The sequence below is a fragment of the Actinomadura sp. 3N508 genome, assembly GCF_044326375.1.
Classification (GTDB): domain Bacteria; phylum Actinomycetota; class Actinomycetes; order Streptosporangiales; family Streptosporangiaceae; genus Spirillospora.
Genome location: NZ_JBIRAX010000003.1, coordinates 244,320 through 270,629 on the forward strand (window position 1 = coordinate 244,320; position 26,310 = coordinate 270,629).

General features: G+C 70.8%; 23 protein-coding genes. 14 read left to right on the plus strand and 9 right to left on the minus strand.

What is annotated here, in order from left to right; all coding sequences use genetic code 11:
• Positions 1–31: 31 nt before the first annotated feature.
• Positions 32–1,402, plus strand: coding sequence for an FAD-binding oxidoreductase (locus tag ACH34S_RS12455; protein WP_395952707.1), 1,371 nt, complete (start codon positions 32–34; stop codon positions 1,400–1,402).
• Here ACH34S_RS12455 and ACH34S_RS12460 read toward each other — a convergent pair.
• Positions 1,329–1,802, minus strand: coding sequence for an FAD-binding oxidoreductase (locus ACH34S_RS12460; RefSeq protein ID WP_395952708.1), 474 nt, complete (start codon positions 1,800–1,802; stop codon positions 1,329–1,331). The genes ACH34S_RS12455 and ACH34S_RS12460 overlap by 74 nt on opposite strands.
• Before the next feature lie 228 nt (positions 1,803–2,030).
• Between ACH34S_RS12460 and ACH34S_RS12465 the strand changes: the two genes are divergently transcribed.
• Complete coding sequence (locus ACH34S_RS12465) at positions 2,031–3,836, plus strand: thiamine pyrophosphate-requiring protein (protein WP_395952709.1); 1,806 nt, start codon at positions 2,031–2,033, stop codon at positions 3,834–3,836.
• Positions 3,837–3,870: 34 nt separating this feature from the next.
• Here the strand turns inward: ACH34S_RS12465 and ACH34S_RS12470 are convergent, their stop codons facing one another.
• From ACH34S_RS12470 to ACH34S_RS12485, 4 genes are all read right to left on the minus strand, one after another.
• Positions 3,871–4,683: an SAM-dependent methyltransferase gene (locus ACH34S_RS12470; protein WP_395952710.1), complete on the minus strand. Its 813-nt coding sequence runs from the start codon at positions 4,681–4,683 to the stop codon at positions 3,871–3,873.
• A 44-nt stretch (positions 4,684–4,727) separates the two neighbouring features.
• On the minus strand, positions 4,728–6,812 hold the full coding sequence (locus ACH34S_RS12475) for a hypothetical protein (protein ID WP_395952711.1): 2,085 nt from the start codon (positions 6,810–6,812) through the stop codon (positions 4,728–4,730).
• A 3-nt stretch (positions 6,813–6,815) separates the two neighbouring features.
• Positions 6,816–7,316, minus strand: coding sequence for a hypothetical protein (locus ACH34S_RS12480; protein ID WP_395952712.1), 501 nt, complete (start codon positions 7,314–7,316; stop codon positions 6,816–6,818).
• Positions 7,317–7,483: 167 nt separating this feature from the next.
• Positions 7,484–7,882, minus strand: a complete 399-nt coding sequence (locus tag ACH34S_RS12485; protein ID WP_395952713.1) for a MerR family transcriptional regulator — start codon at positions 7,880–7,882, stop codon at positions 7,484–7,486.
• Positions 7,883–8,009: 127 nt separating this feature from the next.
• On the opposite strand from ACH34S_RS12485, the gene ACH34S_RS12490 reads away from it, so the two are divergent.
• From ACH34S_RS12490 to ACH34S_RS12515, 6 genes are all read left to right on the plus strand, one after another.
• Positions 8,010–9,470 (plus strand): MDR family MFS transporter, encoded by a 1,461-nt coding sequence (locus ACH34S_RS12490; RefSeq protein ID WP_395952714.1) that lies wholly within the window; start codon positions 8,010–8,012, stop codon positions 9,468–9,470.
• Positions 9,471–9,485: 15 nt separating this feature from the next.
• A complete protein-coding gene (locus tag ACH34S_RS12495; RefSeq protein ID WP_395952715.1) occupies positions 9,486–10,175 on the plus strand; it encodes a class I SAM-dependent methyltransferase in 690 nt (229 codons plus the stop codon).
• A gap of 492 nt (positions 10,176–10,667) precedes the next feature.
• A complete protein-coding gene (locus ACH34S_RS12500) occupies positions 10,668–11,864 on the plus strand; it encodes a cytochrome P450 (RefSeq protein WP_395952716.1) in 1,197 nt (398 codons plus the stop codon).
• Between the two features lie 505 nt (positions 11,865–12,369).
• Positions 12,370–13,002: a hypothetical protein gene (locus tag ACH34S_RS12505; protein ID WP_395952717.1), complete on the plus strand. Its 633-nt coding sequence runs from the start codon at positions 12,370–12,372 to the stop codon at positions 13,000–13,002.
• Positions 12,995–14,338, plus strand: coding sequence for a radical SAM protein (locus tag ACH34S_RS12510; protein ID WP_395952718.1), 1,344 nt, complete (start codon positions 12,995–12,997; stop codon positions 14,336–14,338). Before ACH34S_RS12505 ends, ACH34S_RS12510 begins: the two co-directional genes overlap by 8 nt.
• Positions 14,339–14,341: 3 nt before the next feature.
• Entirely contained in the window at positions 14,342–15,385 is a 1,044-nt protein-coding gene (locus ACH34S_RS12515) for a formylglycine-generating enzyme family protein (protein WP_395952719.1), read from the plus strand.
• Positions 15,386–15,400: 15 nt separating this feature from the next.
• Here the strand turns inward: ACH34S_RS12515 and ACH34S_RS12520 are convergent, their stop codons facing one another.
• Together ACH34S_RS12520 and ACH34S_RS12525 are read right to left on the minus strand one after the other, a co-directional pair.
• Complete coding sequence (locus tag ACH34S_RS12520; RefSeq protein WP_395952720.1) at positions 15,401–18,100, minus strand: LuxR C-terminal-related transcriptional regulator; 2,700 nt, start codon at positions 18,098–18,100, stop codon at positions 15,401–15,403.
• 196 nt (positions 18,101–18,296) lie between these two features.
• A complete protein-coding gene (locus tag ACH34S_RS12525; RefSeq protein ID WP_395952721.1) occupies positions 18,297–18,734 on the minus strand; it encodes a hypothetical protein in 438 nt (145 codons plus the stop codon).
• 205 nt (positions 18,735–18,939) lie between these two features.
• On the opposite strand from ACH34S_RS12525, the gene ACH34S_RS12530 reads away from it, so the two are divergent.
• Together ACH34S_RS12530 and ACH34S_RS12535 are read left to right on the plus strand one after the other, a co-directional pair.
• Positions 18,940–19,542, plus strand: a complete 603-nt coding sequence (locus tag ACH34S_RS12530; protein WP_395952722.1) for an HdeD family acid-resistance protein — start codon at positions 18,940–18,942, stop codon at positions 19,540–19,542.
• A gap of 153 nt (positions 19,543–19,695) precedes the next feature.
• Positions 19,696–20,421 carry a S1 family peptidase gene (locus tag ACH34S_RS12535; protein WP_395952723.1) on the plus strand — a complete coding sequence of 242 codons (726 nt, stop codon included), beginning with the start codon at positions 19,696–19,698 and terminating at the stop codon, positions 20,419–20,421.
• Positions 20,422–20,442: 21 nt separating this feature from the next.
• On the opposite strand, the gene ACH34S_RS12540 is transcribed toward ACH34S_RS12535, so the two are convergent.
• Both ACH34S_RS12540 and ACH34S_RS12545 read right to left on the minus strand, forming a co-directional pair.
• Positions 20,443–20,952, minus strand: a complete 510-nt coding sequence (locus ACH34S_RS12540; RefSeq protein ID WP_395952724.1) for an OsmC family protein — start codon at positions 20,950–20,952, stop codon at positions 20,443–20,445.
• Positions 20,949–22,121: an alpha/beta hydrolase gene (locus ACH34S_RS12545; RefSeq protein WP_395952726.1), complete on the minus strand. Its 1,173-nt coding sequence runs from the start codon at positions 22,119–22,121 to the stop codon at positions 20,949–20,951. The genes ACH34S_RS12540 and ACH34S_RS12545 overlap by 4 nt, the downstream gene beginning before the upstream one ends.
• Before the next feature lie 206 nt (positions 22,122–22,327).
• Between ACH34S_RS12545 and ACH34S_RS12550 the strand changes: the two genes are divergently transcribed.
• Genes ACH34S_RS12550 through ACH34S_RS12565 form a run of 4 tightly spaced genes read left to right on the plus strand, consistent with a single transcriptional unit; the run spans position 22,328 to position 26,240 of the window.
• Entirely contained in the window at positions 22,328–22,996 is a 669-nt protein-coding gene (locus ACH34S_RS12550; RefSeq protein ID WP_395952727.1) for a peroxiredoxin-like family protein, read from the plus strand.
• On the plus strand, positions 22,993–24,090 hold the full coding sequence (locus tag ACH34S_RS12555) for a mandelate racemase/muconate lactonizing enzyme family protein (RefSeq protein ID WP_395952728.1): 1,098 nt from the start codon (positions 22,993–22,995) through the stop codon (positions 24,088–24,090). Before ACH34S_RS12550 ends, ACH34S_RS12555 begins: the two co-directional genes overlap by 4 nt.
• Positions 24,084–25,043: an MBL fold metallo-hydrolase gene (locus tag ACH34S_RS12560; protein WP_395953311.1), complete on the plus strand. Its 960-nt coding sequence runs from the start codon at positions 24,084–24,086 to the stop codon at positions 25,041–25,043. Before ACH34S_RS12555 ends, ACH34S_RS12560 begins: the two co-directional genes overlap by 7 nt.
• A gap of 12 nt (positions 25,044–25,055) precedes the next feature.
• Positions 25,056–26,240, plus strand: a complete 1,185-nt coding sequence (locus ACH34S_RS12565; RefSeq protein WP_395952729.1) for a homogentisate 1,2-dioxygenase — start codon at positions 25,056–25,058, stop codon at positions 26,238–26,240.
• The last annotated feature ends 70 nt before the right edge of the window (positions 26,241–26,310 follow it).

Consider the following 26,310-nt stretch of genomic DNA (forward strand, 5'->3'; position numbering starts at 1 on the left):
CCCGCACCGCTCGCCGACCTACCGTGACCCCGTGATCAGGGGATTCAAGGGACGGCTCACCGCGCCGGACGACGCCGGCTACGAAGACCAGCGGCGCATCTGGAACGAGGCCGTGCGGGCACGGCCCGCGCTCATCGCCCGCTGCGCCGACGTCGACGACGTCGCCCTCGCCATCGGCCACGCCGCCCGCCACGGGCTGCCGCTCACCGTCCGCGCGGGCGGCCACAACTTCGCCGGGCGCTCGCTCGCGGACGGCGGGCTCGTCATCGACGTCCGTGACCTGGACGGCGTCTCCGTCGATCCGGAACGCCGCGTCGCCCGGATCGGCACCGGCCTGCGCTGGGGGCGGGCCGATCCCGTCCTGCAAGAGCACGGCCTGGTCACCACGGGCGGCTCGGTCTCCAAGGTCGGCGTCGCCGGGTTCACCCTCGGCACCGGGCTCGGCTGGCTCGGACGCCGCCACGGCCTCGCGGGCGACAACCTCCTCGGCGCCACCGTCGTCACGGCCGACGGCGCCGTCCGCGACGTCGGCCCCGACGGCGACCCCGACCTCTACTGGGCGCTGCGCGGCGCCGGAACCGGACTCGGGGTGGTGACCGAGCTCCGGATGCGGCTGTTCCCGCTCGTCCGGCCGGTCACCGGCACCCTGATCCATCGCCTCGCCGATGCGCCGTCCGTCCTCCGCCAGATGGTCGAGGCGACCGCGTCGGCGCCACCGGACTTCAACTGGGCCGCGGTGCTCACCACCGCGCCGCCGATTCCGGGGCTCCCGTCCGGCGTCCAAGGCCGTCCGGTCCTGCTCGTCCCCGTCTTTTCCTCCAGCGAGGACGACGCCCACGTGAAGGCCGCGCGGAGCATCGGCCGTCCCGTCCTGGACACCATCGCGCCGACCGACTTCTGCACCTTCCAGACCTCCACCGACGAGGCCGCACCCGACGGCATGTGCTGGGACGTCCGCTCGGAATGGCTGACCGATCTCGACGCGGCCGCCATCGACCACGCGGTCGCCGCGATGGAAGACGTCGCCTCACCGCTCAGCGAGTTCCTCTTCCGCCCGCTCGGCGGCGCGATCTCGGCACCGGACGCCCCCGACACGCCCTTCTCCTTCCGGCACGCCGCCTTCATGACCGAGATCATCGCCAACTGGGCGCACGGCGAAGGCGCACCGGAACGCGCGGCGGCCGGACGGTCCTGGGCCGAGAAGGGCCTCGCCGGCCTGGCGCACCTGTCGGCCGGCGGCCCCGACGTCAACCACCTGGGTTTGGATGAGAAGTCCCCGCGCGTGAACGCCGCCTACTCCCGGGACACCCTGGCCCGCCTCGCGAAAATCAAGCAGACATACGACCCGCAGGAACTCTTCCAACCACCACCCTGGACGACAGCCGGCGCCGCGCATTCGTAAGGAGCGGGGAAATGCCAACTGCCGCCTGTCTTTCAGACCAGCGGCGGCCTAGGGCGCCAACCGATGCACCGCCGAACACCAGGTTCCACCGCCCGGTGGACCGGTTCAGCTCCTCGTTGATGACACCGGTCTCGCAGGTGACCGTCCGCACCTCGGGGTCCACCTCGCCGATCTCGGTGAGGTACTTCGAGTGGTCGATGACGACCGCGTGGTTGACGGTCTCGCCCGACAGGCTCGTCCCGCCGCCGCGGTTGAGGATCGGCACGCCGAACTCGCGGCAGATCCGGTGCACCGCGACGACGTCGTCCAGCGTCCGCGGGATCACCACGCCGATCGGCACCTGCCGGAAGTTCGACGCGTCGCCGGCGTACAGGGCGCGGGACCCGTCGTCGAACCGCACCTCGGCCTCGACGGCGTTGGCCAGAGCCTTCGCGAGCTTCCCGACCGCGATCGTCGTCCGGCCGCGGGGCGGTCCCCGGTATCGAGGGGACGCTCTTCGCCGGCACCTGCTGGGTCTTGGCGGCCATGTGCGGTGCCGTTACCAGCGGGTTTGGCCACCCGCTGCCCGGGGACTCGGGGTTGGTACGGGCATCGAGGCCGCGTCGACCACCGGAAGGGGTTGAAGATCATGGCCCAGCAAGTAGCCGACTACGTCCTCCAGCGCCTCACCCAGTGGGGTGTCAAGCGGGTCTACGGATATCCGGGTGACGGCATCAACGGCATGCTGGGCGCGTTCGACCGCGCGAAAGGCGACCCGGAGTTCATCCAGACGCGCCACGAGGAGATGGCCGCGTTCATGGCCTGCGCCCACGCCAAGTTCACCGGCGAGGTCGGCTGCTGCGTAGCGACCTCGGGCCCGGGGGCGATCCACCTGCTGAACGGCCTGTACGACGCCAAGCTTGACCACCAGCCGGTCGTCGCGATCGTCGGGCAGCAGGCGCGGCTGGCGCAAGGCGCCCACTACCAGCAGGAAGTGAACCTGGAGAACCTGTTCTCGGACGTGTCCGAATTCTGCCAGATCGTCATGCACCCCGGGCAGATGCGGCACGTCATCGACCGGGCGTTCAAGACGGCGCTGACCACGCGCGGCGTCGCGACGATCATCATTCCCGAGGACGTCCAGGAGTCCGACGCGATGCCGTCACCGCCCAAGGAGCACGGTTCCGTGTACTCCAGCGTGGGGTGGAGCCAGCCGCGTGTGCTGCCGAATCCGGAGGAGCTGCGCAAGGCCGCCGGCATCCTCAACGAGGGCGAGAAGGTCGCGATCCTCATCGGGCAGGGCGCGGCCAACGCCCGCGAGGAGGTCATCGAGGTCGCGGATCTGCTCGGCGCCGGGGTCGCCAAGGCGCTGCTCGGCCGCGAGGTGCTGCCGGACGACCTGCCGTTCGTCACCGGCCCGATCGGGCTGCTCGGCTCAAAGGCCAGCGATGAGATGATGCGCAACTGCGACACCCTCCTCATGATCGGCAGCAGCTTCCCGTACGCGGAGTGGCTGCCGGAGGAGGGCAGCTGCCGCGGCGTCGAGATCGACATCGACGGCCGCATGATCGGCATCCGGTACCCGATGGACGCGCACGTCGTCGGCGACGCCAAGGAGACGCTCCGCCAGCTGATCCCGCTGCTGCCGCGCAAGGAGGACCGATCCTGGCGGGAGGAGATCGAGGAGAACGTCCGCGCCTGGAACACCGTGCTGGAGAAGCGGGCCGCGCAGACGTTCAATGGCAAGATCAACCCGCAGGCGGTGGTGGAGCAGGTGTCGCCGCTGCTGCCCGACGGGTGCATCCTCACCGCCGACTCCGGCTCGGGCACCAACTGGTGGGCCCGGCACATCAAGATCCGCGACGGCATGAAGGCGTCCCTGTCGGGGACCCTCGCGACGATGGGACCGGGCGTCCCGTACGCGATCGCCGCGCGCTTCGCCTACCCGGACCGTCCGGTCATCGCGTTCGTCGGGGACGGCGCGTTCCAGATGAACGGCATGAACGAGATGATCACGGTGAAACGGTACGCCGACCGGATGGCCGGCTCTCCCCCGCTGATCTTCTGTGTCTTCAACAACCAGGACCTCAACCAGGTCACCTGGGAGCAGCGGGCGATGGGCGGCGACCCCAAATACAGGGGCTCGCAGTACATCCCCGACTTCCCCTACGCCAAGTACGCCGAGATGTGCGGGCTGAAAGGCATCTACTGCGACGAGCCGAAGAAGGTCAAGGCGGCATGGGACGCGGCGCTGGCGAGCGACCGCCCCGTCGTCCTGGAGTTCGTCGTCGACAACGAGATCCCCCCGATTCCGCCGCACATCATGTCCGACCAGGCCAAGAAGACGGTCAAGGCCGGAATCAAGGACCCGCAGAAGTTCGGCATCGCCGAGCGCGGCTTCCGGCAGAAGCTCACCGAGATGTACGAGAACCTCCCCGGCCGCAAACACGACTGACTGGAGGCGGCCGGGGTCTCGTCCGGCCGGGCTGTCAGGGCTTCCGGGCGAGGGCGCAGATTCCGGGGAGTTCGGGGGGCTCGCCCCACAGGCTGGCCTCGGGGCGCCACCGCGGTAGCGACACCAGCCCCGGCTCCACCAGTTCCAGGCCGTCGAACAGACGGCTGACCTGGTCGTAGGAGCGCACGGTCATCTTCGGGGTGCCGTGCTGGTTCCATTCCCTGATGTTGGCGTGGATCTCTTCGGCGTTGACGAAGTCGCAGGCATGCGTCATGGCGAGATAGCTGCCGGAGGGCACGGCGTCCAGGAGACGCTTGATGATCGCCTGGGCTTCCTCGTCGTCCAGGATGAAATGGACGATCCCCAGGAGCATGATGGCGACCGGCCGGTCGAAGTCGAGAGTCTCGCGCGCCTGGGCGAGGATGTGCTCGGGGTCGTGCACGTCGGCGTCGATGTACGCGGTGGCACCTTCGGCGCTGCTGGTCAGCAGGGCCCGAGCGTGCGTCAGGACGAGCGGGTCGTTGTCGACGTAGACGATCCGGCATTCCGGTGCGATCCGCTGGGCGACCTCATGGGTGTTGTCCACGGTCGGCAGGCCGGTGCCGATGTCCAGGAACTGCCGGATGCCCACCTCGTTGACGAGATGCCACACCACGCGGCCGAGGAACGCCCGATCGGCGAGAGCGGTCAGGACGATGCCGGGAAAGACCTTCTTGATGTCCTCGCCGACCGCTCGGTCGATCGGATAGTTGTCCTTGCCACCCAGCCAGTAGTTCCAGATTCGCGCCGAATGCGGAACAGAGCTATCGATAGGCGGCCACTGAGGCGCTTCGGAGTCATCGACCATATCCGGATTGTCGCAGTCACGGCCCGGCCTGTCCGCCATCACGGCTACGTGCCGCCGCCCGCCGGGGTCGGCTGCTGTTGTGGCGGGGGCGCCTGCGGGGTCGGCGCGGAAGGCCGCTGCCCGGATGAGCCGGGCCTCGCGTCCCGTAGCAGAGTGGCGGTTTCCTTGGTGAGGACGAGCGCGACCAGCAACTGCCCAAGAAGGCGAACGGACCCGCCGAGGCGCTTGATGTGGGGCGCTAGCTCGCTGGGACTGAACACCTTCAGGTCCCGGTAGGAACTCGCGCGGCACAACGCGTAGAGGCTGCTCGCGGCCAGCCACGGCACCCCGGCGAGGAACGGCTTACCCGAACCGGCGAATCCGGCGAGCATGACCAGAGCCGCGGCGACGGCCACGATCGTCACGCCGTGCCGCCATCCGGCCCGGGCACGGATCAGCACTGCGACGCCGATCGCCACCAGCGCCACCCCCGCCGCCTGGACGAGCGGGCGCGGGCCGTCCATCAGGGCAAGGCGCACGCCGAGCGGAGCTGCGAGCAGACCGCTGAACATCAGCGCGATGTTCCAGGGAGTCCGGAGCCGGGAGGATTCCCTCAGGATGGGGTAACGGCCGCAGTAACGGGCGTCGTCAAGGGCGATCCACCCCTCGGGCAGGACGTCCGGTCCCGGCTTGACGGGGTTCTTTCCGGCGAACGCCAGCATCGCCCCGACATTGGGTTTGCGCTCCAGTTCGGGAAGCCGGTACCACGTGGCGCCGGGGCCTGTGGGCCCGTCCTTGGCATGACGGCAGTAACTCGTGGCCTCCAGCGCCCAGGTCAGCAGGACGAACATCGTTCCGAAGACGGCGATGCTCGTCGTCGCGAGTATCGCGGTGGGATCGGTCAGCGCCAGGCCGCCGAGGTCGACGCCCAGCCCGCCGCGTAGGGCGTAGCCCAAGGAGACGGTCATCCACACCCCGGCCACGGCCCACGTCGTATCCAGCGGATTGCGCCCCCGTCGCGCTGCCTCGCGTGCCATGGCGGCCGAGCGTCCCCGCAGGAATTCGTAGGGGATCGTGATCACGAGTACCAGGAGGACGAGCACTCCGACCGGGGCGAGCAGCCCGGTCCACCAGCCGATCAGCAGGGCCGCGCCGATCCGCGCCGCCGCGACGGCCAGGCTCAGCAGCACGTTGCGGCGCGTCTCCTCGTCCGTACTCCCGGCCGGCAGCCGCGATCGTGACCGCCGCTCCGCGTGTGTCCTGTCCTCCCCGATTCCGCGGACGTCGTTGAGCTGGTAACGCACCTGGTAGATGAGAAGGTCGAGGGTCAGCCACAGGCAGATGAAGGCCGGCAGGGCACCCCACTCGCCCGTCGCCCACGCAGCGCAACCGAACGCGATCGGCGCGAAGAGGCCCTTCGTCCATTCCTCGGGACGGGGATAGAAGAGGTACGACAGGATCCCGCGTTCGCCTTTGTGCGTGGTGGCACGCGCGTTACCGCCCGCCTTGGGCAGCGTCTTCTCGGGATCGAGGGTGACGAATCTGTCGGCGGCGTACTGGAACAGGCTGCGTCCCCTCACCGTCGCCATCAAGGTCTCCCACAACATCAGCAGCCCGATCGGGGCGTAGACGGCGCCCATCAGGGCGCGCTGCCAGTTCTCCTGAATGCGCTCGACGGCGATGAAGACGATGAGCCCGCCGAGCCCGATGGCGACGACCACAAAGATCAGGTTGGTCACCAGCAGGAGCGGCCTGCGGCCGCGCCGCATGCTGATGACCACCGTGGTCAGCTCGACCAGTGAGGCCGGCGGAATCTTGAGGGAGGTCAGCGGAGCCGAGCTGTACTTCTTGAGCTCCGCCTCCAGCCCGCGCATGTAAAACGACCTCACCGTGGCCTGCGCGCCGAGCCACAGCACGTACGCCAGCATGGCCACCGGCACTAGCGGCGCCCCGATCAGAATCGCGACCGGTAATCCCCTGTCTCCGCTGCTGGCACCGGCCGCGATCACTCCGACGACCACGGCGATGACGTTGAAGGCGGTTCCCTGGATGGTGTTCAGGCTCCGGTCGTCCATCCGGGCAAGTTCGTAGTCCTTGAGCAGGATCTCAAGGCGCCGGCCGTCGTCCGGAACGGGCTGTGCGGCGGACATTCCTTACCTCCCGGGTGGGCAGGTGACGAAGAAAAGGTGGGCGAGCGGCCTCCCACCTGCCGCCTGCGCCCGGGGGTACCAGGGCGCGGAAACGGCGGTCGGCAGGTGCAGGAAGGCCGCGCCGAGCCGCCAGGCCAGCAGCCCGTCGGTGAGCACCTGATCCCCGATCACGGCGATCGGCCGCGGCAACTCCCCCAGATAAGCGATTCGCCAGGGCTTCCGCGCGTTGGGCTCAAGGGCTGTTTTGGGAGGACGAGCGGGAATGCTCAACGTCCCCGCGCGGCTTGAATTCGAGGCGAAGACCAGCTCCCGCACCGAAGGCGCACCCTGCGCAATGGCCTCCTGCAGCGCGACGGCCCGCTGGGCGAACTCTGCCCGCGTGACGTCCCACGAGGTCACGAAGGGCTCCACGTCAACGACCAGCCCGGCGATCCGTAATTCGGCGACGAGCCCGATGATCCGGGCCGCATCAAGGGGCACCGGATACCGCGCCATCCTGCCCATGGCCCCTCCCACGCCCAACCGCACGCTTGGACGTGGCCCACATCCGTCCCGTTCCCCGGGCGCAGGGCGGCCCGTATGTCGTCACCACCGTCCCTCAAGTGTGCCGACCAGGAAATCCAGTGACCCGCCCGTGTAGTGCCACCACAAGCCCGATCAAGGCTTCGAGGTCAGGTGGGAGGGAATGGCACGCGGCGCTCCACTGCCTCGACAAGGCGCTGGAATTCCGGGCATTGGATGAAATCCTCGGCCGGGCAGTTCAGCACATGCTCGATCAGCTCCTTCGCGGCCTCCGTCAGCGCGATGCGCTTCACAAGCCGGGCGTGATGCTCCTGGAGCAGTTCCCTGCGGTGCTGCGGCTCGGGGGTGGCGAACATCTCCGCCAGCTGCCGGAGGCTGAAACCGGCCTCCTTGCCGCGCACGATCATCGCGACCCGGGCGACGTGTTCCTGCTGGTAGCGGCGCCGGCCGTTCACTCGCGCGGCGGGCTGCAGGAGGTCTGCGCTCTCCCAATGTCGCAGCACATGCGGGGCGACACCGAAGCGCGCCGCGAGCTCACCGATGCTCATACCGGCATTTGACTTCATGTGAACATTAACTTGCAGAGTGGTCCGGGTCGTCAAGGTCACCGCCCGGCGCGCCCAGGCCGCGGTACGTCAACGGCGGTGCGTATGTGAGCACGAGGAGCCGACCGGCATGACAACCACTTCCTCCGCCCCGACGACCTCGGGGCGGTCCGGGACGAGCAACGTCCCCCTGGCGTCCATCGGCCTGGCCTTGGGCGTGTTGCTCTCCGTCCTCGACCAGACCATTGTCGCGATCGCCCTGCCTGCGATCTCCGCCGACCTGAAGAACTTCGACTCGATCAGCTGGATCGTTACCGCTTACGTGCTCGCGTCGACCGCCACGGGCACCCTCTACGGGCGGCTCAGTGACCGGTTCGGACGCAGGAACACGTTCATCGTCGCGATGACCCTTTTCACCGTGGCCTCGGCGCTGTGCGGGCAGGCGTCCTCGATGGGCGAGCTGATCTTCTACCGGGCTGTTCAGGGAATCGGCGCGGGCGCGCTGTTCGCCATTCCGACGATCGCGCTGGCCGAACTCTTCCCCGAGCGTCTGCGCGGCCGCGTGATCGGGCTGCTCGGCGCGATCTTCGCCATCGCCACGCTCGGCGGCCCGCTGGCCGGCGGGGTCATCACCGACACGGCCGGATGGCGGTGGATCTTCTACATCAACCTGCCGCTGGGCATCCTCTCCATCGTGCTGGTGGCCATGGCGGTACGGATTCCCCGGACGGACGCCCGGGCCGGGATCGACATCCTCGGCTCCGCCCTGCTGGCGAGCGCGGTGGTGGCGATCATGCTCGTGGCGGAGTGGGGCGGCCGGGAGCACTCCTGGACGTCCGGGCTCGTACTCGGGCTGATCGCCGCCTCGGTCGCGCTGTTCGGGCTCTTCGGCTGGTGGGAGGGACGCGCCGGCAACCCCCTGCTGCCGCTGAGCCTTCTGACCAACACGGTGATGCGCATCGTGCTGCCGACGACGGTGCTGCTCGGTGCGCTGCTCTACAGCATGGTGGTGTTCCTGCCCACCTACTTCCAGGCCGCCCATGGCATGTCGCCGATCGAGGCGGGACTGGCGCTCAACCCCTGCGTCGCCGCTTTCGTGGCCGCGTCCGCGCTGTCGGGCTGGCGGGCCGCTTCGACGGGCCGGTACAAGCGCTATCTCGTCGCCGGCGGCGGGCTCATCGTGATCGGTTTCACGCTGTTCGCGCAGATCGAGGCCGGCAGCAGCTACTTCATGGTCACCATGTACAGCACGATCGCCGGCATCGGGGTCGGGTTCCTCCTCCAGCTGCTCGTCGTCGTCGCGCAGAACGCTGTCGAGCCCGGGTTGCTGTCGGCGGCCACGTCGGCGGTGCTGTCCGTCCGCGGGCTCGGTATGGCGCTCGGGGTCGGGTTCTTCGCGAACATCCTCGTCCGGCGGCTGGACGGCAAGCCCCCCACAGCCGGCAACCTGTCGGCGACGATCCCCGACACCTTCGTCTACGGCGTTCCGCTCGCGGTCCTGCTGTTCGTTCTCACGCTCGCCATTCCGAGGCGTTCCGCCTCGGGTGAGCAGCCGTCGGCGCAGGGCAAGGAAGCAGAAGCCACTATTTGAGAGGGAGAAAGACCCATGGGGGAACGCATCTTCGGCAATCGCGCGGGAACCGCGCACCGGTTGATCCATCGGATCGGTCACCGCCTCGGCCATTCGCATCATCGGGGAAAGAGCCGGGGAGGTCATGAGAGCTGGAACGGCGACCGGTACGACCGCGTTGCGGCCCGGCTGCTGCGGCCGCTGTACCGCGAGGTGTCCAGCGAGGTGGCGGTGGCGGCCCCGTCCGGGGCGACGGTTCTGGACGTGGGCGCGGGCACCGGCCGGCTGCTCCTGTTACTGACACGCCGGCGGTCGGATCTGGAACTGTTCGGCGTGGACATCTCTCCCGAAATGGTCCGGGTCGCCGCCCGGAACGTCCAGTATTCGGACATCGTCATCGAGCAAGGCGATATCGAACGGCTGCCCTATGCGGACGACAGCGTCGACTTCGTGATCTCGACGTTGAGCATGCACCACTGGGAGTCGGTGCGAACGGCGGTCGCCGAACTGGCGCGCGTGCTGCGTCCGGGCGGCGATCTGTGGATCTATGACTTCCGGTTCGTGTCCGGCCGGCGGCTGAAGGACGCGGTCGCCGAGCAATCGCGCTTCACCGGCCGGGCCGTGGAACGCGTGCCGGTCCGGATCTGGCGGCTGCCGATCACGCCGATCGTCCGCTTCAGCCTCACGGCCGCCCGACCGGCCGACCTGGGCAGCAACGTGGAGTGATCCGGAGCAAGGGCGGCCCCTGCCGGGGCCCCGCCGGGTCGGCGGGGCTCCCGAGGGCTCGGCCCGCTTGGCATTGAGTCTCTTGGCGGGTCGGCGCGATTTCTGGCCGGTGCTACTCGGAAATGTTTTCGGACTCGCCTGGAAATATCGGCCGGAGATGCGCCAGGAAATGATCGCCCACAAGTCGGGGTCGATCACCTGGTGCAGATAGCGAACCAGTCGTGGCTGACGTGCTGCTTTATATCCGATGGAGATCGAATAACGGTGGTCCAGGACGGCCGAGCCAGCTTCCGAAAATGCTGCATGAAAGTTCATGAATCCCCGCCGAACGCGGCTCGGATTAGTCAGCATAAAGTATTCTTGACGCAACCCCCGGCTGACGTGCCGGTCATCTTCGAGTGGGCAATTCACGGGCATCAGGTGATATGGCGGACCGCCACCCCGCGGGTCTGGACCAATTCCCGTCGTCCGATGCACGTCCACGGAGTACCAATGCCAGAACCTCCGGCCTTTCCCTTCCCCTCCGACCATGCCCTGCGTCCCTCTCCGCTGCTCGAAAAGGCGCGCGCCGGGCGGACGCCCGTCCGGGTTCAGCTCGGGTACGGGGCGCCCGCCTGGCTGGTCACCTCCTACGAGGACGCGCGCCACGTCCTCAGCAGCCCGGCCTTCGGCCGCGATCACGAACGGGCGGGGGTCCCGGCCGGCGAGGTCGCCGGGATGACGCCCATCGACCCCTCCAGCGGCACCCTGCTCACCACTGACCCGCCCGACCACACCCGGCTGCGGCGGTTCGTCTACCGCACCTTCACCCCGCGCCGGGTGGAGGACCTGCGCCCCGGCACCCAGCGGATCGCCGACCGCCTCCTCGACGCGATGATCCGGGAAGGGCCCCCGGCCGACCTGATGGACGTGTTCGGGCTCGCACTGCCCGTCGAGGTCATCTGCGATCTGCTCGGCGTCCCGGCCACCGATCGGAGCCGCTTCGTCGCGTGGACCGACGCCCTGGTCAGCACCGGGCTGACCATCGAGGAGGTCCACGCCGCCATCGGAGAGATGAACGCCTACCTGGGTGACCTGGCCGCCCAGCGGATCCACCACCCCACCGACGATCTGATCGGCGCCCTCGTGCGCGAGCAGGTCGAAGGGGACCGGCTCACCGAAGACGAGGTCAACAACCTCCTGCGCGCCCTGCTGGGCGCCGGCCACGAGACCACCGCCTCGCAGATCCCCAATTTCGTCTACCTGCTGCTGACCGGCGGCGACTACGCGCGGCTGGTCGCCGACCCCGATCTGGTTCCCACCGCGGTCGAGGAACTGCTGCGGTACGTGCCGCTGATCGCGCAGGGGTCGATGGTCCGCTTCGTCCTCGAAGACGTCGAGGTGGGCGGTGTGCAGCTGCACGGCGGCGACCAGGTCCTGATCGAGCTCGCCGCCGCCAACCGCGACGCGCGGGCCTTCCGCGACGCGGAGGACATGGACATCACCCGGCGGGACAACCCGCACATCGCCTTCGGCCACGGGCTGCACCGCTGCGTGGGCGCCGCCCTGGCGCGGATGGAACTCCAGGTCGCCCTGGCGTCGCTGGTCACGCGGCTTCCGGGTCTCCGGCTCGCCCAGCCGCCCGACGAGGTGCCCTGGCACATCGACAGGTTCGTGCGCCGTCCGCAGAAGCTCATGGTCACCTGGTAGCCGGGCTGTCAGGCACTGCACACGGACACGAACCGGTGGCTCACCACCCTGGCGCGAAGCGGAAGCGGCGGCCCCGGGAGGCGTCCTTCCAGTCGGCGTAGGGAGAGCGGTGCAGCTGGCCCGGGCCATCGCCGACAGCGTCGCGAACGCGTCTGCCGCGGCGCCGGTCTGGCCGCTGCGCACGCCCGCCTCGACGAGTTCGGCGAGCGCCCACTTGGTGGGGCCGAGTTCGAGTAGGCAGGCGGCGGCCTCCTGGGCGGCGGACAGGGCGTCCTTGTACCGGCCCAGGCCGTTCCAGAGGACGGCCCGCGCGGAGGGCGGAGCGGGCATATCCCAAGCTCATCCATTACAACAGGCTCGAAAAGGGCGGGCACTTCGCCGGCTGGGAACAGCCCGCGCTGTTCTGCGGAGTGGGCCGCACGGGCATCCGGACGCTTCGCTAACTGATCGCCCTTCCGCTACGTGGTTCATTAGGGTGGTCCCCGTCGAAACGGACGGGGGCCTGATGGACGAACGCGAACTCAAGCTGAACTCGCTGTCGCGCTACTCGAAGTCGTCATCGATGTTCGTGTTGGAGGAGTACGGGCACTGTGAGGTCCCTGCGGGCTGCGGCGGTGTCGTATTGCGGTGGCGTAATCCACGGAACGGCGTCCCCTTGCGGATGCTCCTCTACGTGAACGGCGACGGCGAGGTGTATCTGGACGGGGAGCCGCCGCCCTCGGGGATACCGGTGGTGCCGTTCGGCGAGCACGTGCTGGCACTCGAGCTCGCCCTGGCCGATCCGGCCTACGCGGTGCTGAGTTTCGCCGCGCTCTTCCCTCCGGAATCGCCCAGGGTGCGTGCCACCGGTCCGGATGAGCCGAGTGTCTCCGTGCTTTCGGCCGCGGACGGGACGTGGAAGTACACCGCGCAGGCACCCGGCGACGACTGGACGTCGGGCGGGTTCGACGACTCGTCGTGGCGTCCGATGGTCGCCAACGAGGACCTGCAACCGCCGGAGGACCCCGAGCGGGACACGGGCCGCTGGCGGTTCGATGCCGTGCGGCGGCGGGGCGGCGCCGGGCTGGGCGTGCCCGAACCGGCGGCCCGGATCTGGATCCGCAAGACCTTCGAGGTCGGGGAGGACGGCGATGCATGAGCGGCGTGCCCCTCTCGCCCTGATCCCGGAGTACTTCGGCTCCCTGGTGTTCGACCGGCGGACGTCCCGGTACCTGCCGTTCGACGCCGAGACCACGGCCGTGCTGCGCGACCTGCGCGACCGCCCGATCGACCGGCTCCTCCAGGAAGAGGCCGACGACGAGCGCCACGGCCGGCTCCTGCGCTTCTACGAGCACTTCGACGACCTCGGGTTCTTCACACCGGACGGGCGGTTCGCCGGGACGATCCTGGAGGGCCTGGAAGTGCCGCCCGGCCACCTGACCGGGCCGCTCGCCGTCCATCTGGAGGTCATCGCGTCCTGCAACCTGGGATGCGCGCACTGCTTCGCCGGCGACCTGCCGCGCCGCGACAAGCGGCTCACCCTGGACGAGATCGACGGGCTGTTCGCGCAGATGGCGCGCCTCGGCAGCTACCGGCTCGGGCTGACCGGCGGCGAGCCGCTGCTGCGCAAGGACCTCTTCCAGATCATCGACCTGGCGCTCGGCCACGGGCTGGCGCCCTGCGTCACCACCAACGGGCTGCTGATCACCGAGGAGATCGCGCGCGAGTTCGGCAAGCGCGAGCTGGTGTGGCTGAACGTCAGCCTGGAGGGCGCCACCGCCGCGACCAACGACGCGGTCCGCGGAGAGGGCGTCTTCGCCAAGGTCATCGACCGGCTCGCGGTGCTGCGCCGCCATTCGCGGTTCACGCTCGCCTTCACGATCATGAAATCGAACCTCGCGGAGATCGCGGACTGCGCGCGGCTGGCGCACGAGGTGGGCGCCGACACCGCGGTGTTCCGCCCGCTGTACCCGGTGGGCGTCGCGTCCCGGCACATGGACCTGATGCCGACGTTCGCCGAATACAGCACCGCGCTGAACGAACTCGCCTCGATGGAGGCGAACGCGCCCGTGTCGCTGCATCACATCGACCCGTTCAGCCCGCAGGCGCGGACCGAAACGCAGTCGGTCGTCCAGCAGAACTACGGGTGCGGGGCGGGCAACCTCGTCTGCTCGATCTCGGTCTCGGGCGAGGTCAACCCGTGCAGCTTCCTCGGCCCCGGCTTCGTGGCGGCGAACATCCGCGACACCTCCCTCGCCGAGATCTGGCATCGCAGCACGGGCTTCCAGGAGATCCGCGCGCTGCCGTCGACGGAACCGGACGGCGGTGCCGCGTTCGCCGGGGGCTGCCGTGCCCGCGCGCTGGTGCTCGGCGGATCGGTCAACGCCCCCGACCCCTGGATCCTCGACCACGCCGGTTCCGGTGCCCGCAACCCCCTGGTCGTCCTGGACGTCAACGCGGGCGGGGCCGGGTCGTGCGGAGGGGCGTGCGGCTGAGCCATGGACCAGCGAGAACTCCTCACCCAGGCACGCGGCCTGGAGGCGGCCGGTGAACTGCGCGACGCCGCGTCCCGCTACGACCAGGCGTACGCGCTGAACCCCGCCGACACCGAGGTGGCCGAGGCCCGCGCCGCGCTGCTCGACCGGATGGCGGTCACCGAGCACGGCATCACCTTCCGCTACATCCCCGCCGGGACGTTCCTGATGGGCTCACCAGACGGCGACCTGGACGAGCACCCCGCCCACAAGGTGCGGCTCGGCGACGTCTGGATGGCCGAGACCCCGACCAGCTGGTGGACGTTCTGCAATCTCATGGGCTGGGCGCTCCCACCCGACGGGGTCCCGCCGGAGGGCATCGACAGCGACTTCAGGTGGGGCCTGCACATCGGGAACCAGATCCGCTGGCAGTACTGCGAGGACGCCACCACCCGCGCGACCGACTGGCACGCCCACAACCCTCAACTCAGGCTGACCCGAGGCGACGGGGAGAGCGTGTCCGCCGAGGAGTTCTTCGGCAGCGTGCCCCGCGACCCCGAGGCCCCATGGCGCTACGAGCGCAAGCCCATGGTCGGCGTCTCCTGGACGGCCGCCGCGGAACTCGGTGAGCGGATGTCCGACGACCGCGTCCGGTACCGCCTGCCGACCGAGGCGGAATGGGAACGCGCGGCGCGCGGCGGGCTGCCCGGCCGCCGCTACCCGTGGGGCGACGAGCCGCCCACGCCCGAGCGCTGCGACTTCGACCGCTTCTCCGAATTCGCGATCCGCCCGGTGAAGGACACCCCGCCCAACGGCTACGGCCTCTACGGGATGGCGGGTTCGGTGTGGGAATGGACGTCCGACTGGTACGACGCCGAGTACTACCGGAACTCCCCCGCCGCCGACCCGCGCGGCCCGGTCGAGGGAACCGAACGCGTGCTCCGGGGCGGCTCCTGGTCCGACTGCGCCGACGCGGTCGGCGTCTCCTTCCGCATGTCCCGTGAACCCGACGACGGGCTCACCCCCAGCATCGGCTTCCGCCTGTGCCGCGAGGAGCCCGCCCGGTAGCCGCCCCGGGGCGGGTCAGAGGAGGGAGAGCTGGTGCGCCCGGCGCACCGCCTCGGCTCTGCGGGTCACGGCCAGTTTGCGGTTGATGCTCTTCAGGTGTGTCTTGACCGTGTTCACCGACACGTACAGGTTCGCGGCGATCTCCTGCGTGGTCATCAGCTGCGCCACGGACCGCAGCACCTCCAGTTCGCGCGGGCTGAGCCGCTCGACCGGCGCCGTCCCGTTCATGTCAGGCTCGTTCGTGCCCGGGGACGGCACCGCGCCGGTTCGCACCAGCAGCCCCAGCGGTTCCAGGAGCGGGTGATGGGCGTGGAGCAGCTCGGGATCATGGTGCAGGACGGGCCGCAGCCAGCTTCGCGCCATCGCGAAGGGCCGCCTGATCTCCTCGCGCCGGGCCAGGCCGAGCGCCCGGTCCAGGGACCGGCGGCCGTGCCGGGGGTCGCCGTCGCGGTAGGCCAGGCAGGCGTCGAGCAGCCAGGCGTCCACGCGCACGTCCAGCGGCGCCCTGGCGGGGCGGCGCAGCGCCTCCTTCAGAAGGGCGGACGCGGTGCGGTCGGCGCCGGCGCGCACGTCGGCGTATGCGAGCGCCAGCGACGATTCGAGGGACGCCGCCCGTCCGGCGTCCGGGCCATCGGCGCGCCGAGCGTCCCGGCGGGCGGCCTCGACCTCGCCGCGGGCCACGTTCGCCTCGGCGGCGATGAGCGCCAGCCTGCGGTCGAGCCAGCGGGGCCGCGGGGTGATCTCCTCGGCCGCCCGCAGGTCGTCGAGGGCGTGGTCGGGACGTCCCTGGCACAGGTCGGCGCGGGCTTTCAGCAGGTGGTGGACGGCGCTGGACACGGGATCCGCAGGCCCGGACGACGCCCGCGCCATCTGGCCGAGCCGCCCTCGCGCCTCCTGGAGGCGCCATCGATCCACGTCGGCCCATGTCTCCGCGAGGAGTGCCGCGGCACTGGCGCCGCCGTCCGGCGGGGCGGGGACGTCGGGGAGCCGGCGGGCGCGGCCGGCCAGTTCGGTGGCGCGCGCGGCGTTGCCGAGCAGCGCCTCGGTCAGCGCCAGGTCGCCGAGGCAGCGCTTCGTCTGGAAGTCGCCGCCGGCCCGCTCGGCCGCGGTCAGCGCCGCGCCGAAGTGGCGGGCCGCCTGGTGCAGTTCCCCGTGCCACACGTGGGCGGCGCCGCGTCCCGACAGCGCCAGCGCCCGCAGTTCCGGACGGTCGTCGAGCCGCCGGGCGGGGGCCTGGCTCAGCAGGGCGGCCTCGCCGGAGGCGCCCGCCAGGCCGGCGAAGCCGGTCGCGCCGAGGCGGGACAGCTCGACGGCCGCCAGGCACCACCGCGCGGGCCGGGCCACGTCGGGCGGTGAGCGCCGCAGGACCCGCTTGGCGTGCCGCAGCGCGGCCGTGCAGGACGCCTCGTCCCGGCGCCGCGCCGCGACCGCCGCGGCCACGATCGCCGGTTCCGGCCCGGCGCCGGTGAAGGCCGCCGTGTCCGGGATCCCGTCGAGGACGCCGAGCAGCGCGTCGTGCGGCCGCAGCCCGAGGACGGGCCCGATCGCGAGCCGTTCGACGACCATCCGCGACGCGTAGTGCCAGTCCCCCGCCAGGACGGCCTGGCGCACGGCGTCGGGCAGCAGTCCCGCCCGCTCGAACCAGGTCGCCGCCCGCCGGTGCAGTTCCGGGACCATGCCGGGTGACTCGTGCTGGAGGATCTGCCGCAGCGCCCTGCCGAGCATGGGGTGATAGCGGTACCAGCCCTGCCCGAGCGGCTCGGCGAACGCGTTCTGCCGGACCAGGTCCGGGAAGGCGCGTCCCGCCGGAGCGGCCAGGTCGCGGGCCAGTTCGGCGTTGACGCGGTCGGTGACGCTCGTCGCCAGCAGCAGCCATCGCGCGCCGGGTGGCTGGGCGTCCACGACCTCCTCCATCAGGTAGCCGACGACGCCCTGGTCGTCGCCGCCGAACCGGGCCGCGAAGCCTTCGGGGTCGGGGTGGTGCTCCATCGACATCGCGGCGAGCCTGATCGCCGCCGGCCAGCCGCCCGTCCGCTCGCGGAGCGCCCGCACGGACGCGGGGTCCGGCCGCACGCCGTGCTGGGCCAGGACCGCGGCGATCTCGCGGTCCCCGAAGGCGAGGTCGGCGGCGCGGATCTCGGTGAGCTCGCCCGCGAGCCGGTGGCGGTGCAGCGGCAGCGGCGCGTCGCCGCGCGAGAGGACGGCCGCCCGGAACCGCGGGCCCGTGTGCCGCAGCAGGTGGCTCAGCACGTCGGCGGCCGCCGAGCCGGGCCGCGCCGGGACGTCGTCGACCACGACCACGACCGGGGTGCGCGCGGTCCGCAGGGCCGTCGTGATCGCGTCGAGCATGTCGTCGTCGCGGGCCTCGGGATGGTGGCCGGGCCCTCGTTCCGTGGACGGCACGTCGATCCCCGCCCGGGTGAGGCTGCCGCGCAGGGCGAGGCAGAACCCGCGGACCGTCGCCGTCGAGTCGTCGCAGGCGACCCAGCAGGCGATCGGCCCCGGCGGTCCCGCGGCGGTCGCCGCCCACGCCAGCGCCGTGGTGGTCTTGCCGGCCCCTGGAGGCCCGGTGATCAAGGTGACCGGGCCCTGGACCGCCTCGCTCATCCGCTCGGTCAGTTCCGGACGCGGAACGGCCCAGTGGGGCAGGTCCGGCAGGGAGCCGGCCGGGCCGGATCCCTTCGCCGTCGTCCCCGGCGCGGCCTCCGGTGCCATAGGTATGGAAATCCCCGTCGCACTCATTGAGATCATCCCCCGAAAAGGGGGCGTATGCGTCACCGCGGCGCTCTGACCTCGGGCAAATCCCCCTTGTTCCCTCCTTACCCCCCATTGCACCGTCGGAACAACGCCACCCGACGGTGGGGACCCGTGATCCTCATCCCGCCGATCCTGTGAGCGCGGCGGCGGCGCGTCAGCTCCAGGAGCCGGCGGCGGCCTGCCTGGAGTACTTCGCCAGCGCCCAGATCACCGCGACGTCCAGCGCGATTATCACGATGGACCACAGCGGGTAGTACGGCAGGAAGATGAAGTTCGAGACCGCGCTGAGCACCGCGAGCGCGATGCCGACGATCCGCGCCCAGGTCCGCCCGCCGAGCACCCCGATCCCGGCCGCGATCACGAGGAGCCCGATCCCCAGGTGGATCCAGCCCCAGGCCGTCACGTCCCACTTGAAGACGTAGTCGCCGCGGATCATGTACAGGTCGTCGTCGACGATCGCGGCGATCCCCGCGATCGCCCCGAACAGCCCGGCCATGATCATCATGCAGCCGGCGAAGACGGCGAGCCCGACGGCCCAGCCGCTCACCGGCGCACGGCCCGCGTCCGCCTGCGGATGCGCTTTCTGGGTCATGTCGACCCCTCCCCCATGTCGAAGGTGCGTTGCGCCTCATCGTCCGCCAGGGGCGGCGGCGGCCAGATCACCCGCGGCGGATGAGTTCGCGGGGTCACCCGCCGCGGATGATGCGGGTTCCGGTCCCGCGCGGTGTGCTCGTAGTGAAGGATCGCGCCCGGTTCGTCACGTCCGGGTGCGGAGTCGACGAGCGGAGGGGGATCTCATGACCTCAGCGCCATCGGGGGCGGCCGGGCCGGCAGGCCCGCGGACGTCCCACGGAGGGTTCACCGTGCGGGCGGCGACCCGCGCCGGGAGCGCCGGAGCGGTCGCCGGGATCCTCGCGACGCTGCTGGGCCTGGCCATCGTGACCTGGCCGGACGCCACCATCGGCGTCGTGGCCTTCCTCTTCGGCCTCAACCTGGTGATCCACGGCGTCTACCAGATCGTGCTGGCCATCGCGGCCGACGAGGCGGGCGGAGCCGCACGCGTCCTGTTCACGCTGCTGGGCGTGCTGTCGCTGGCCGTCGGCGTGCTCGTCATGCGCGACCCGCTCCAGACGGTCGAGATCCTGGCCCTCCTCCTCGGCATGTTCTGGCTGATCAGCGGCACGGTCGGGCTGGTCTCGACGCTGACGGCGCCGGGCCCGCGAGGACGCGGCGGACCGGCCCTGCTGGCGGGCCTGTGCGTCCTCGCCGGGCTCCTCCTGCTGGTCTGGCCCGGGATGACCCTGACCGCGCTGATCTGGATCGTCGGCCTGTGGCTCATCACCTGGGGCCTGCTGACCGCCGCCCTGGCCCTCTGGATCCGGCACGCCGATGATCAATAGATACCATTCTGGCGTACCGGGTGAATTCATTATCGGCGCTCTATGCCAAGAGTATTAACACTGAAAAATCCAAGGGCCTCTGAAAGGGCTCGGAATCCGGCCGATGGTCTATTTTAAGGAGGCCTTGCTTATACCCCCACATCAGGAGCCGTAATGTCCCCCCGCCGCGTCGGCATCGTCCTGGGTGCCGTTCTCGCCCTGCTATTCGGGATGGCCCTCCCCGTCACAGCCGCCGATCAGTCACCGCACCAGGCCGGCTCGCCGGCCGCCCTGGCCGCACCGCCGATCATCGGCGGATCGTTCGCCACCGACGCCCAGGCGCCGTGGGCCGCCTCGATCTATCGCAGCGGCGGATCGTTCGTCTGCTCCGGCACCATCATCGCCCCGACCTGGGTGCTCACCGCGCGGCACTGCGTCAGCAGCGGCATCAGCGTCCGCGTCGGCAGCGTCTACCGGGGCCGCGCCACCCCGATCACCGTCACCAACTACCAGGTGGCGCCGACGGGCGACCTGGCCCTGGTGCAGCTGTCCACCGCGCACAACACCACCTTCTCCCAGCTCGCCGACGCCAACCCGCCGAACGGCTCGACCAACCAGATCTGCGGCTGGGGCTACACCAGCTACAACGGCCCGATCTCGGAACAGCTCAAGTGCGCGGACGTGCGCGTCACGTCCACCTCGTGCCGCGACTACCACCAGGGGCAGGCGATCTGCAGCAGCAGGATCACCGGCAACGCCTGGAGCGGCGACTCCGGCGGCCCGCAGCGCTACAACAACCAGCAGGTCGGCGTCGCGTCCACCGCCGACGGACGGTCGACGCAGACCTATGGAAGCGTCCCCGCCGGCCGTTCCTGGATTCGCTCGGTCGCCGGCGTCTGACCGCCCGGACGGTCCAGACCCCTACTCGGCGGCGGCTTCGCCGAGGTCGAGCCGGGTGTGGATCGGAATGCCGCCGGCCAGCGACCGGGCGACCGGGCAGCGCTGGGTGTGGCGGTCGTGAGCCCGTCTGACCTTCGCCTCGTCCACGCCGTGGGCGAGGCGAAGGCGGTACCGGACGGTGATCCGCGCGATCCTCAGCACGCCGCCGTCGTCGACGATCTCGCCCTCCCCCTCGGCGACCAGCGCGCCATCGGTCACGGGCTGGCCGAGCGCGCCGAGCATCCCGCCGAAGGTGCCGGCGAGGCAGCCGGTGGCCGCGCCGACCACGTAGTCCAGCGTGGTGGCGTGCGGTTCGACCTGGTCCATCGGCACCCGGTAGTGCTCGGCGACGGGGCCGTGCACCCCCATCGGGACCGGGCCGCCGTCCACCGGGACGGTGACGAGCTTGGTCCGGCCCGGCGCGGGCACCACGGAGACCCGGGAGCGCTCGACGATCGGCAATGCCTCGGTGGCGGTGGTGGTGTCGCTCATCGGGCGGCCCCCGGCAGCAGGCCCTGCGCGCCGAGCCAGGTCCTGATCCGCTCGACGACCTCGGCCCGGCCGTGTTCCTGGTTGACCATGTAGTGGTTCAGTCCCGGAAACTCGACCAGGGTGGAGCGGTCCGAGCCGATCGCCTCGTGCATCAGCCGGGAGTTGTCCGGCATCGCGCCCTGGTCGGCGAGCAGGCTGCAGATCAGCACGGGGACGGTCGTGTGCGGCAGCGCCTCGACCGCGTCCGCGCGCGAATGGCGCAGGCTCCACGAGCTGAGCCAGCTGCGCAGCGTGTGGTAGCGGCCGAGGCCGGCGCCCGCCTCGTTGGCCACCCGGGGGTCGCCGTACATGCTGCCGGCCTCGCGGTCGCTGGGGTCGATGGTGAGGTCGACGAAGCGCGGGTCGGCGACCGTCCGGTGGACGACGAACGCGCGGTCGCCGACGCCGAGCGCGGTCAGGCGGGCGAGCTCGCGTTCGGCCCAGTCGCTGATCCGGTCCATCCGGGCGTGCTGCGCCTTGCGGTACTCCCGGACCCAGTCGGGGTCGAACGGGGGCTTGCGCCCGGGGGCGAAGAGGTCGAGGCCGGGGTCGCGGCGATCGGGGTCGGACTCGTCGAGGACGGACGGGTCGATCCAGCTCGCGAGCAGCCTGCCCCGGCCGGCGTGCGCGGCGAGGAGCAGGACGGCGTCCGCCGGTTCGAGGCCGGCCCGGGTCAGGTCCGGCGGGTCCCCGGCGGGGGTGGCGGTGACGGTGGGGTTCTCCGCCTGGCTCTGGTAGTAGGCGACGGCCGGGCCGCCGCCGCTGAACCCGGCGAGCACGACCCGCTCGTAGCCGAGTTCCTCCTTCATCCAGCGGACGGCGGCGCCGATGTCCAGCGCCACGTTCTCCATGATCGTGGTGGCGTCGTTGCCGACGTAGCGGGTGTTCAGCCCGAGCACCGGCAGCCCCGCCTCGGCGAGGGGCTCCAGCATGAAATGGGTGAGGAAGTTCGACGTCGGGTGCATGAAGATCAGGCCCACATCGCGGCCGGCGCCGTCCCGCCGCACCAGGTTGCCGTGAATGCGCGGATAGTGCCTGGCCAGGCCCGAGTGGATCTCGATGCGGCTCGCGGTGGTGCCGGGGTCCATCGGGATGGCCTGCAGCTCGTGGAGCAGGGTCATGACGTTCACGGCCTCCAACAGATTACCGATTATCGGTCATTGAATGCGTATATTGAACACTGTCGGGTCAGTCGGCGCGCAGTGTCAAGCGAGCGTGAGCCTTGACTCGCCCGCCCGCCGGCCGGTTGACATGGGAGACCCCGGGAGGGAAGTGTGTAACCGTTAGACGAACATGCTAACCGATTATCGGTGTTAACGAGGCGAGGTGGAGGATCGTGGGGGAACTGCCGTCCCTGAGTGAGCGATTGCTGGCCAAGGCCGCGTCGGTGAACCGGCCGGAGGAGGCGAAGAAGGCGATCAACGACGCGCTCGCCGAGCTGGAGCGCGAGGGGATCGCCCCGGGGCTCAAGGTCGGCGAGACCGCGCCGGACTTCACGCTCCCCAACGCGGTGGGCGACCCGGTGCGGCTGGCCGACCGGCTCGCCGCGGGACCGGTCGTGCTCACCTTCTACCGGGGCACGTGGTGCCCCTACTGCAACATCGAGCTGCACGCCTACCAGGAGGCGCTGCCCGCGTTCCGCGCGGAGGGGGCGCACATCGTCGCGGTGAGCCCGCAGGCGCCGGACGACTCGCTCGACATGCGCGACAAGCACGGCCTGGAGTTCGACGTGCTGTCCGACCTGTCGCAGGAAGTGCTGGCCGCCTACAAGGTCCGGTTCGTCTTCCCCGCGGTCGCGCTGCCGTACCTGCTCGACGGGACCGCGAAGGCGCTGGCGAAGCAGCAGCCGGACGGCGAGTGGAGCCTGCCCGTCCCCGCCACCTTCGTCCTCGACCGGGACGGGGTCGTGCGCGCCAGGCACGCCACCATGGCCTACCGCACCAGGATGGAGCCCGCCGAGGCGCTGCGGACCGTCCGCGAGATCAACGAGGCGGCCCGGCGATGAGCGTGATCACCGGGGTGCGGGCGCGCGTCGCCCGGATCCCGCTCGGCGCGGGCCGCGGCGGCTCCGGCGCGACGCGGGTCGATCTGCTGCTGGTGACCGTGACCGACGACGAGGGCGCGTCCGGGACGGGCTTCACCTACGCGCTCACCGGCGGCATCGAGGCGGTGCACGCGCTCACGACCGGGCTCGTCCGCGAGCTGGTGGCCGGTTCCCGGCTCGATCACTGGCCGTCCACCTGGCAGGAGATCTGGGCGAAGACCCACCGGCTGGGACGCGGCGTCGCCCTCCCCGCGCTGTCCGCCGCCGACATCGCGGTGTGGGACCTGCGCGCCCGCCGCGCCGGCGAGCCCCTCTACCGCTTCATCGGCGCGCACCGCGACCGCGTCCCGATCTACGGCAGCGGGCGCGCCACCCACGCGATGAGCGTGGACGAGCTGATCGAGGGCTCCAAGGCGTACGTGTCCGAGGGGTACGACGCGGTCAAGCTGCGGGTCGGGGCGCGTCCGGCGGCGGAGGACGTGGAGCGCGTCGCCGCCGTCCGCGCCGCCCTCGGCGACCGGGTCCGGATCATGGTCGACTGCAACGAGCGGCTCGACCTGCCGACCGCGCTGTGGATGGGCGGGCGGCTCGCCGACCTCGGCGTGTACTGGATGGAAGAGCCGCTGGTGTCGGACGACATCGCCGGGCACGTCCAGCTCGCGGAGCGGGCCGGGCTGCCGATCGCGGTCGGCGAGCACCTGCACGGCCGGTTCGAGTTCGCGAACTACCTGCGGGCGGGCGCGGCGTCGGTGCTGCAGCCGGACGTCCCGCTGACCGGCGGCGTCACCGAGTGGCTGCGGATCAGCGCGATCGCCGAGCCGTTCGGCGCCGTCCTGGCACCGCACTTCCTGCCGGAACTGCACGTCCACCTCGCGGCCGCGGTGCCGAACTGCCCCACCGTCGAGCACTTCCCGCTGATCGACGACGTGCTGACCGAGACCGTCGCGGTCGACGGCGGGCACGCGACGCCTCCCGACCGTCCGGGCCACGGCATCCGCTGGGATCCGGACGCGCTGGACCGCCACACCATCGAGCTTCCCGAGGAGGGATCATGAGCAAGCCGTTCGCGTCCACCGCGGACACGCAGGAGAAGACCGAGACGCTGGAGGTGCTCGCCGACGGCGTGTACGCGCTCACGACCGGCGGCGACCCGAACGTCGGCGCGATCGAGGGCGAGGACTTCCTGGTCTGCTTCGAGGCCCGCGCGACCCCGCTGATGGCGCGGCGCTGGCTCGACCGGCTGCGCGAGCACACCGACAAGCCGGTGCGCTACCTCGTCCTGTCGCACTACCACGCGGTGCGGGTGCTGGGCGCGGCGGCGTTCGACGCGGAGATCATCGTGACGAGCGCCGAGACCAGGCGGCTGATCGGCGAGCGCGGCGCGGAGGACTGGGCCGTCGAGTTCGGCCGGATGCCGCGCCTGTTCGAGGGGCACGAGGAGATCCCGGGCCTGACCTGGCCGACGCTGACCTTCGCCGACCAGCTGTCGATCGAGCTGGGCGGCGACCGTGGCACCGTCGAGCTGGGCTTCGCCGGACGCGGCCACACCTCCGGCGACATCTACGCCTGGCTGCCGAAGCAGCGCGTCCTGTACGCGGGCGACCTGGTGGAGAACGGCTCCGCCGTCTACACCGGCGACGCCTACCACCAGGAGTGGAGCACGAGCACGCTGGACGCGGTGAAGGCGCTGCGCCCGGAGATCCTCGTCGGCGGGCGCGGCGACATCGCGCGCACCGCCGCCGACAGCGTCCAGGCCGTCGAGAGCACCCGCGACTTCCTGACCACGCTGCTGCGCGCGGTCGGCGAGGTCCGCGACAAGGGCGGCTCGCGCCGCGACGCCTACCGAGCCGCGCGCGAGGCGCTGCTGCCCGTCTACGGCGGCATGCCCGTGTTCGAGCACGCGCTGGTGTTCGACACCCAGCGGGTCTGGGAGGAACTGGCCGGCGAGCCGCCCGCCATCTGGACGACGGACCGGGACCACCAGGTCTGGGACGAACTCACCGGCTGAAGGACGACACAAATGGTCTTCTACCGCAGCGCGGGCGAGATCCCGCGCAAGCGCCATACCCGCTTCACCGGCGCTGACGGCGCCCTCTTGCACGAGGAGATGCAGGGCGAGGAAGGGTTCAGCTGGACCCAGTCGTTCCTGTACCACCGCAAGGCGCCCACGGTGATCACGTCGGCGACGACGGTCGAGCCGCCCGACGAGGGGCTGGTCGACAACGCGCCGCTCCTCCCCCGGCACCTGCGCACGCACGACCTGAAGCCCGGCGGTGACCCGGCGCTCGACCGCCGCGTGCTGCTGGGCAATGGGCAGGTGCGCGTGTCGTCGGTGTGCGCGGACCGGGACGGCGTGCTGTACCGCAACGCGTCCGGCGACGAGCTGGTGTTCGTCGAGAGCGGGTCGGGCGTGCTGGAATCGGCGTACGGCACCCTGGCCGTGACCAGCGGGGACTACGTGGTCATTCCCACGTCCACCACGCATCGCTGGCTGCTGGACGGGCCGGAGCTGCGGCTGCTGGTGATCGCGGCGGCCGACGGCGGGCACATCCGCCCGCCGAAGCGGTTCCTCTCCCCCGTCGGCCAGTTCCTGGACGGCTCCCCGTACAACGAACGCGACTTGCGCGCCCCGGCAGACCCCCTTCCGCACCATTCGGGGGAGGCCGAGGTCTTCGTCCGCCACCGGGGCGGCATGACCCGCTACACCTACGCCCACCATCCGTTCGACGTGGTCGGCTGGGACGGCTACAACTACCCGTACGCGCTCTCGATCAGGGACTACACGCCCTCGACGGGCGCGCTGCATCTGCCGCCGCCCACCTACATCACCTTCGAGGGCCCCGGATTCGTCATCTGCTCGTTCGTGCCGCGCATGTTCGACTACCACCCGGACGCGGTGAAGGTGCCCTACAACCACGCGAACGTCGACTCCGACGAAGTGCTGTTCTATTTCGAGGGCGACTTCATGAGCCGGTCCGGCAGCGGAATCGGCCAGGGCTCCATGTCGCTGCACCCGGCGGGCTACATTCACGGCCCGCAGCCCGGCAGCGCGGAGAAGAGCCGGGACGCGGTCCGCACCGAAGAGTACGCGGTCATGCTCGACACGTTCCGCCCGCTGCGCCTGGGCGCCGCGGCGGCCGAGATCGAGGACCAGGACTACGCATGGAGCTGGGCACGCGGCGAAGGCATCCACGTAGACGCCTGACCATTTCCTAACTCCCGGAAGGGGCCCCGCGACAAGCCAGCGGGGCCCCTTCCTCATTCCAGGAATAGCG

What these genes read in the sequence shown, in the direction of transcription:
- ACH34S_RS12465 (WP_395952709.1), top strand. Translation starts at nt 2,031, where the DNA reads ATGGCCCAGCAAGTAGCCGACTACGTCCTCCAGCGCCTCACCCAGTGG.
- ACH34S_RS12470 (WP_395952710.1), bottom strand. Translation starts at nt 4,683, where the DNA reads ATGGTCGATGACTCCGAAGCGCCTCAGTGGCCGCCTATCGATAGCTCT.
- ACH34S_RS12475 (WP_395952711.1), bottom strand. Translation starts at nt 6,812, where the DNA reads ATGTCCGCCGCACAGCCCGTTCCGGACGACGGCCGGCGCCTTGAGATC.
- ACH34S_RS12480 (WP_395952712.1), bottom strand. Translation starts at nt 7,316, where the DNA reads ATGGGCAGGATGGCGCGGTATCCGGTGCCCCTTGATGCGGCCCGGATC.
- ACH34S_RS12485 (WP_395952713.1), bottom strand. Translation starts at nt 7,882, where the DNA reads ATGAGCATCGGTGAGCTCGCGGCGCGCTTCGGTGTCGCCCCGCATGTG.
- ACH34S_RS12490 (WP_395952714.1), top strand. Translation starts at nt 8,010, where the DNA reads ATGACAACCACTTCCTCCGCCCCGACGACCTCGGGGCGGTCCGGGACG.
- ACH34S_RS12495 (WP_395952715.1), top strand. Translation starts at nt 9,486, where the DNA reads ATGGGGGAACGCATCTTCGGCAATCGCGCGGGAACCGCGCACCGGTTG.
- ACH34S_RS12500 (WP_395952716.1), top strand. Translation starts at nt 10,668, where the DNA reads ATGCCAGAACCTCCGGCCTTTCCCTTCCCCTCCGACCATGCCCTGCGT.
- ACH34S_RS12505 (WP_395952717.1), top strand. Translation starts at nt 12,370, where the DNA reads ATGGACGAACGCGAACTCAAGCTGAACTCGCTGTCGCGCTACTCGAAG.
- ACH34S_RS12510 (WP_395952718.1), top strand. Translation starts at nt 12,995, where the DNA reads ATGCATGAGCGGCGTGCCCCTCTCGCCCTGATCCCGGAGTACTTCGGC.
- ACH34S_RS12515 (WP_395952719.1), top strand. Translation starts at nt 14,342, where the DNA reads ATGGACCAGCGAGAACTCCTCACCCAGGCACGCGGCCTGGAGGCGGCC.
- ACH34S_RS12520 (WP_395952720.1), bottom strand. Translation starts at nt 18,100, where the DNA reads ATGGCACCGGAGGCCGCGCCGGGGACGACGGCGAAGGGATCCGGCCCG.
- ACH34S_RS12525 (WP_395952721.1), bottom strand. Translation starts at nt 18,734, where the DNA reads ATGACCCAGAAAGCGCATCCGCAGGCGGACGCGGGCCGTGCGCCGGTG.
- ACH34S_RS12530 (WP_395952722.1), top strand. Translation starts at nt 18,940, where the DNA reads ATGACCTCAGCGCCATCGGGGGCGGCCGGGCCGGCAGGCCCGCGGACG.
- ACH34S_RS12535 (WP_395952723.1), top strand. Translation starts at nt 19,696, where the DNA reads ATGTCCCCCCGCCGCGTCGGCATCGTCCTGGGTGCCGTTCTCGCCCTG.
- ACH34S_RS12540 (WP_395952724.1), bottom strand. Translation starts at nt 20,952, where the DNA reads ATGAGCGACACCACCACCGCCACCGAGGCATTGCCGATCGTCGAGCGC.
- ACH34S_RS12555 (WP_395952728.1), top strand. Translation starts at nt 22,993, where the DNA reads ATGAGCGTGATCACCGGGGTGCGGGCGCGCGTCGCCCGGATCCCGCTC.
- ACH34S_RS12565 (WP_395952729.1), top strand. Translation starts at nt 25,056, where the DNA reads ATGGTCTTCTACCGCAGCGCGGGCGAGATCCCGCGCAAGCGCCATACC.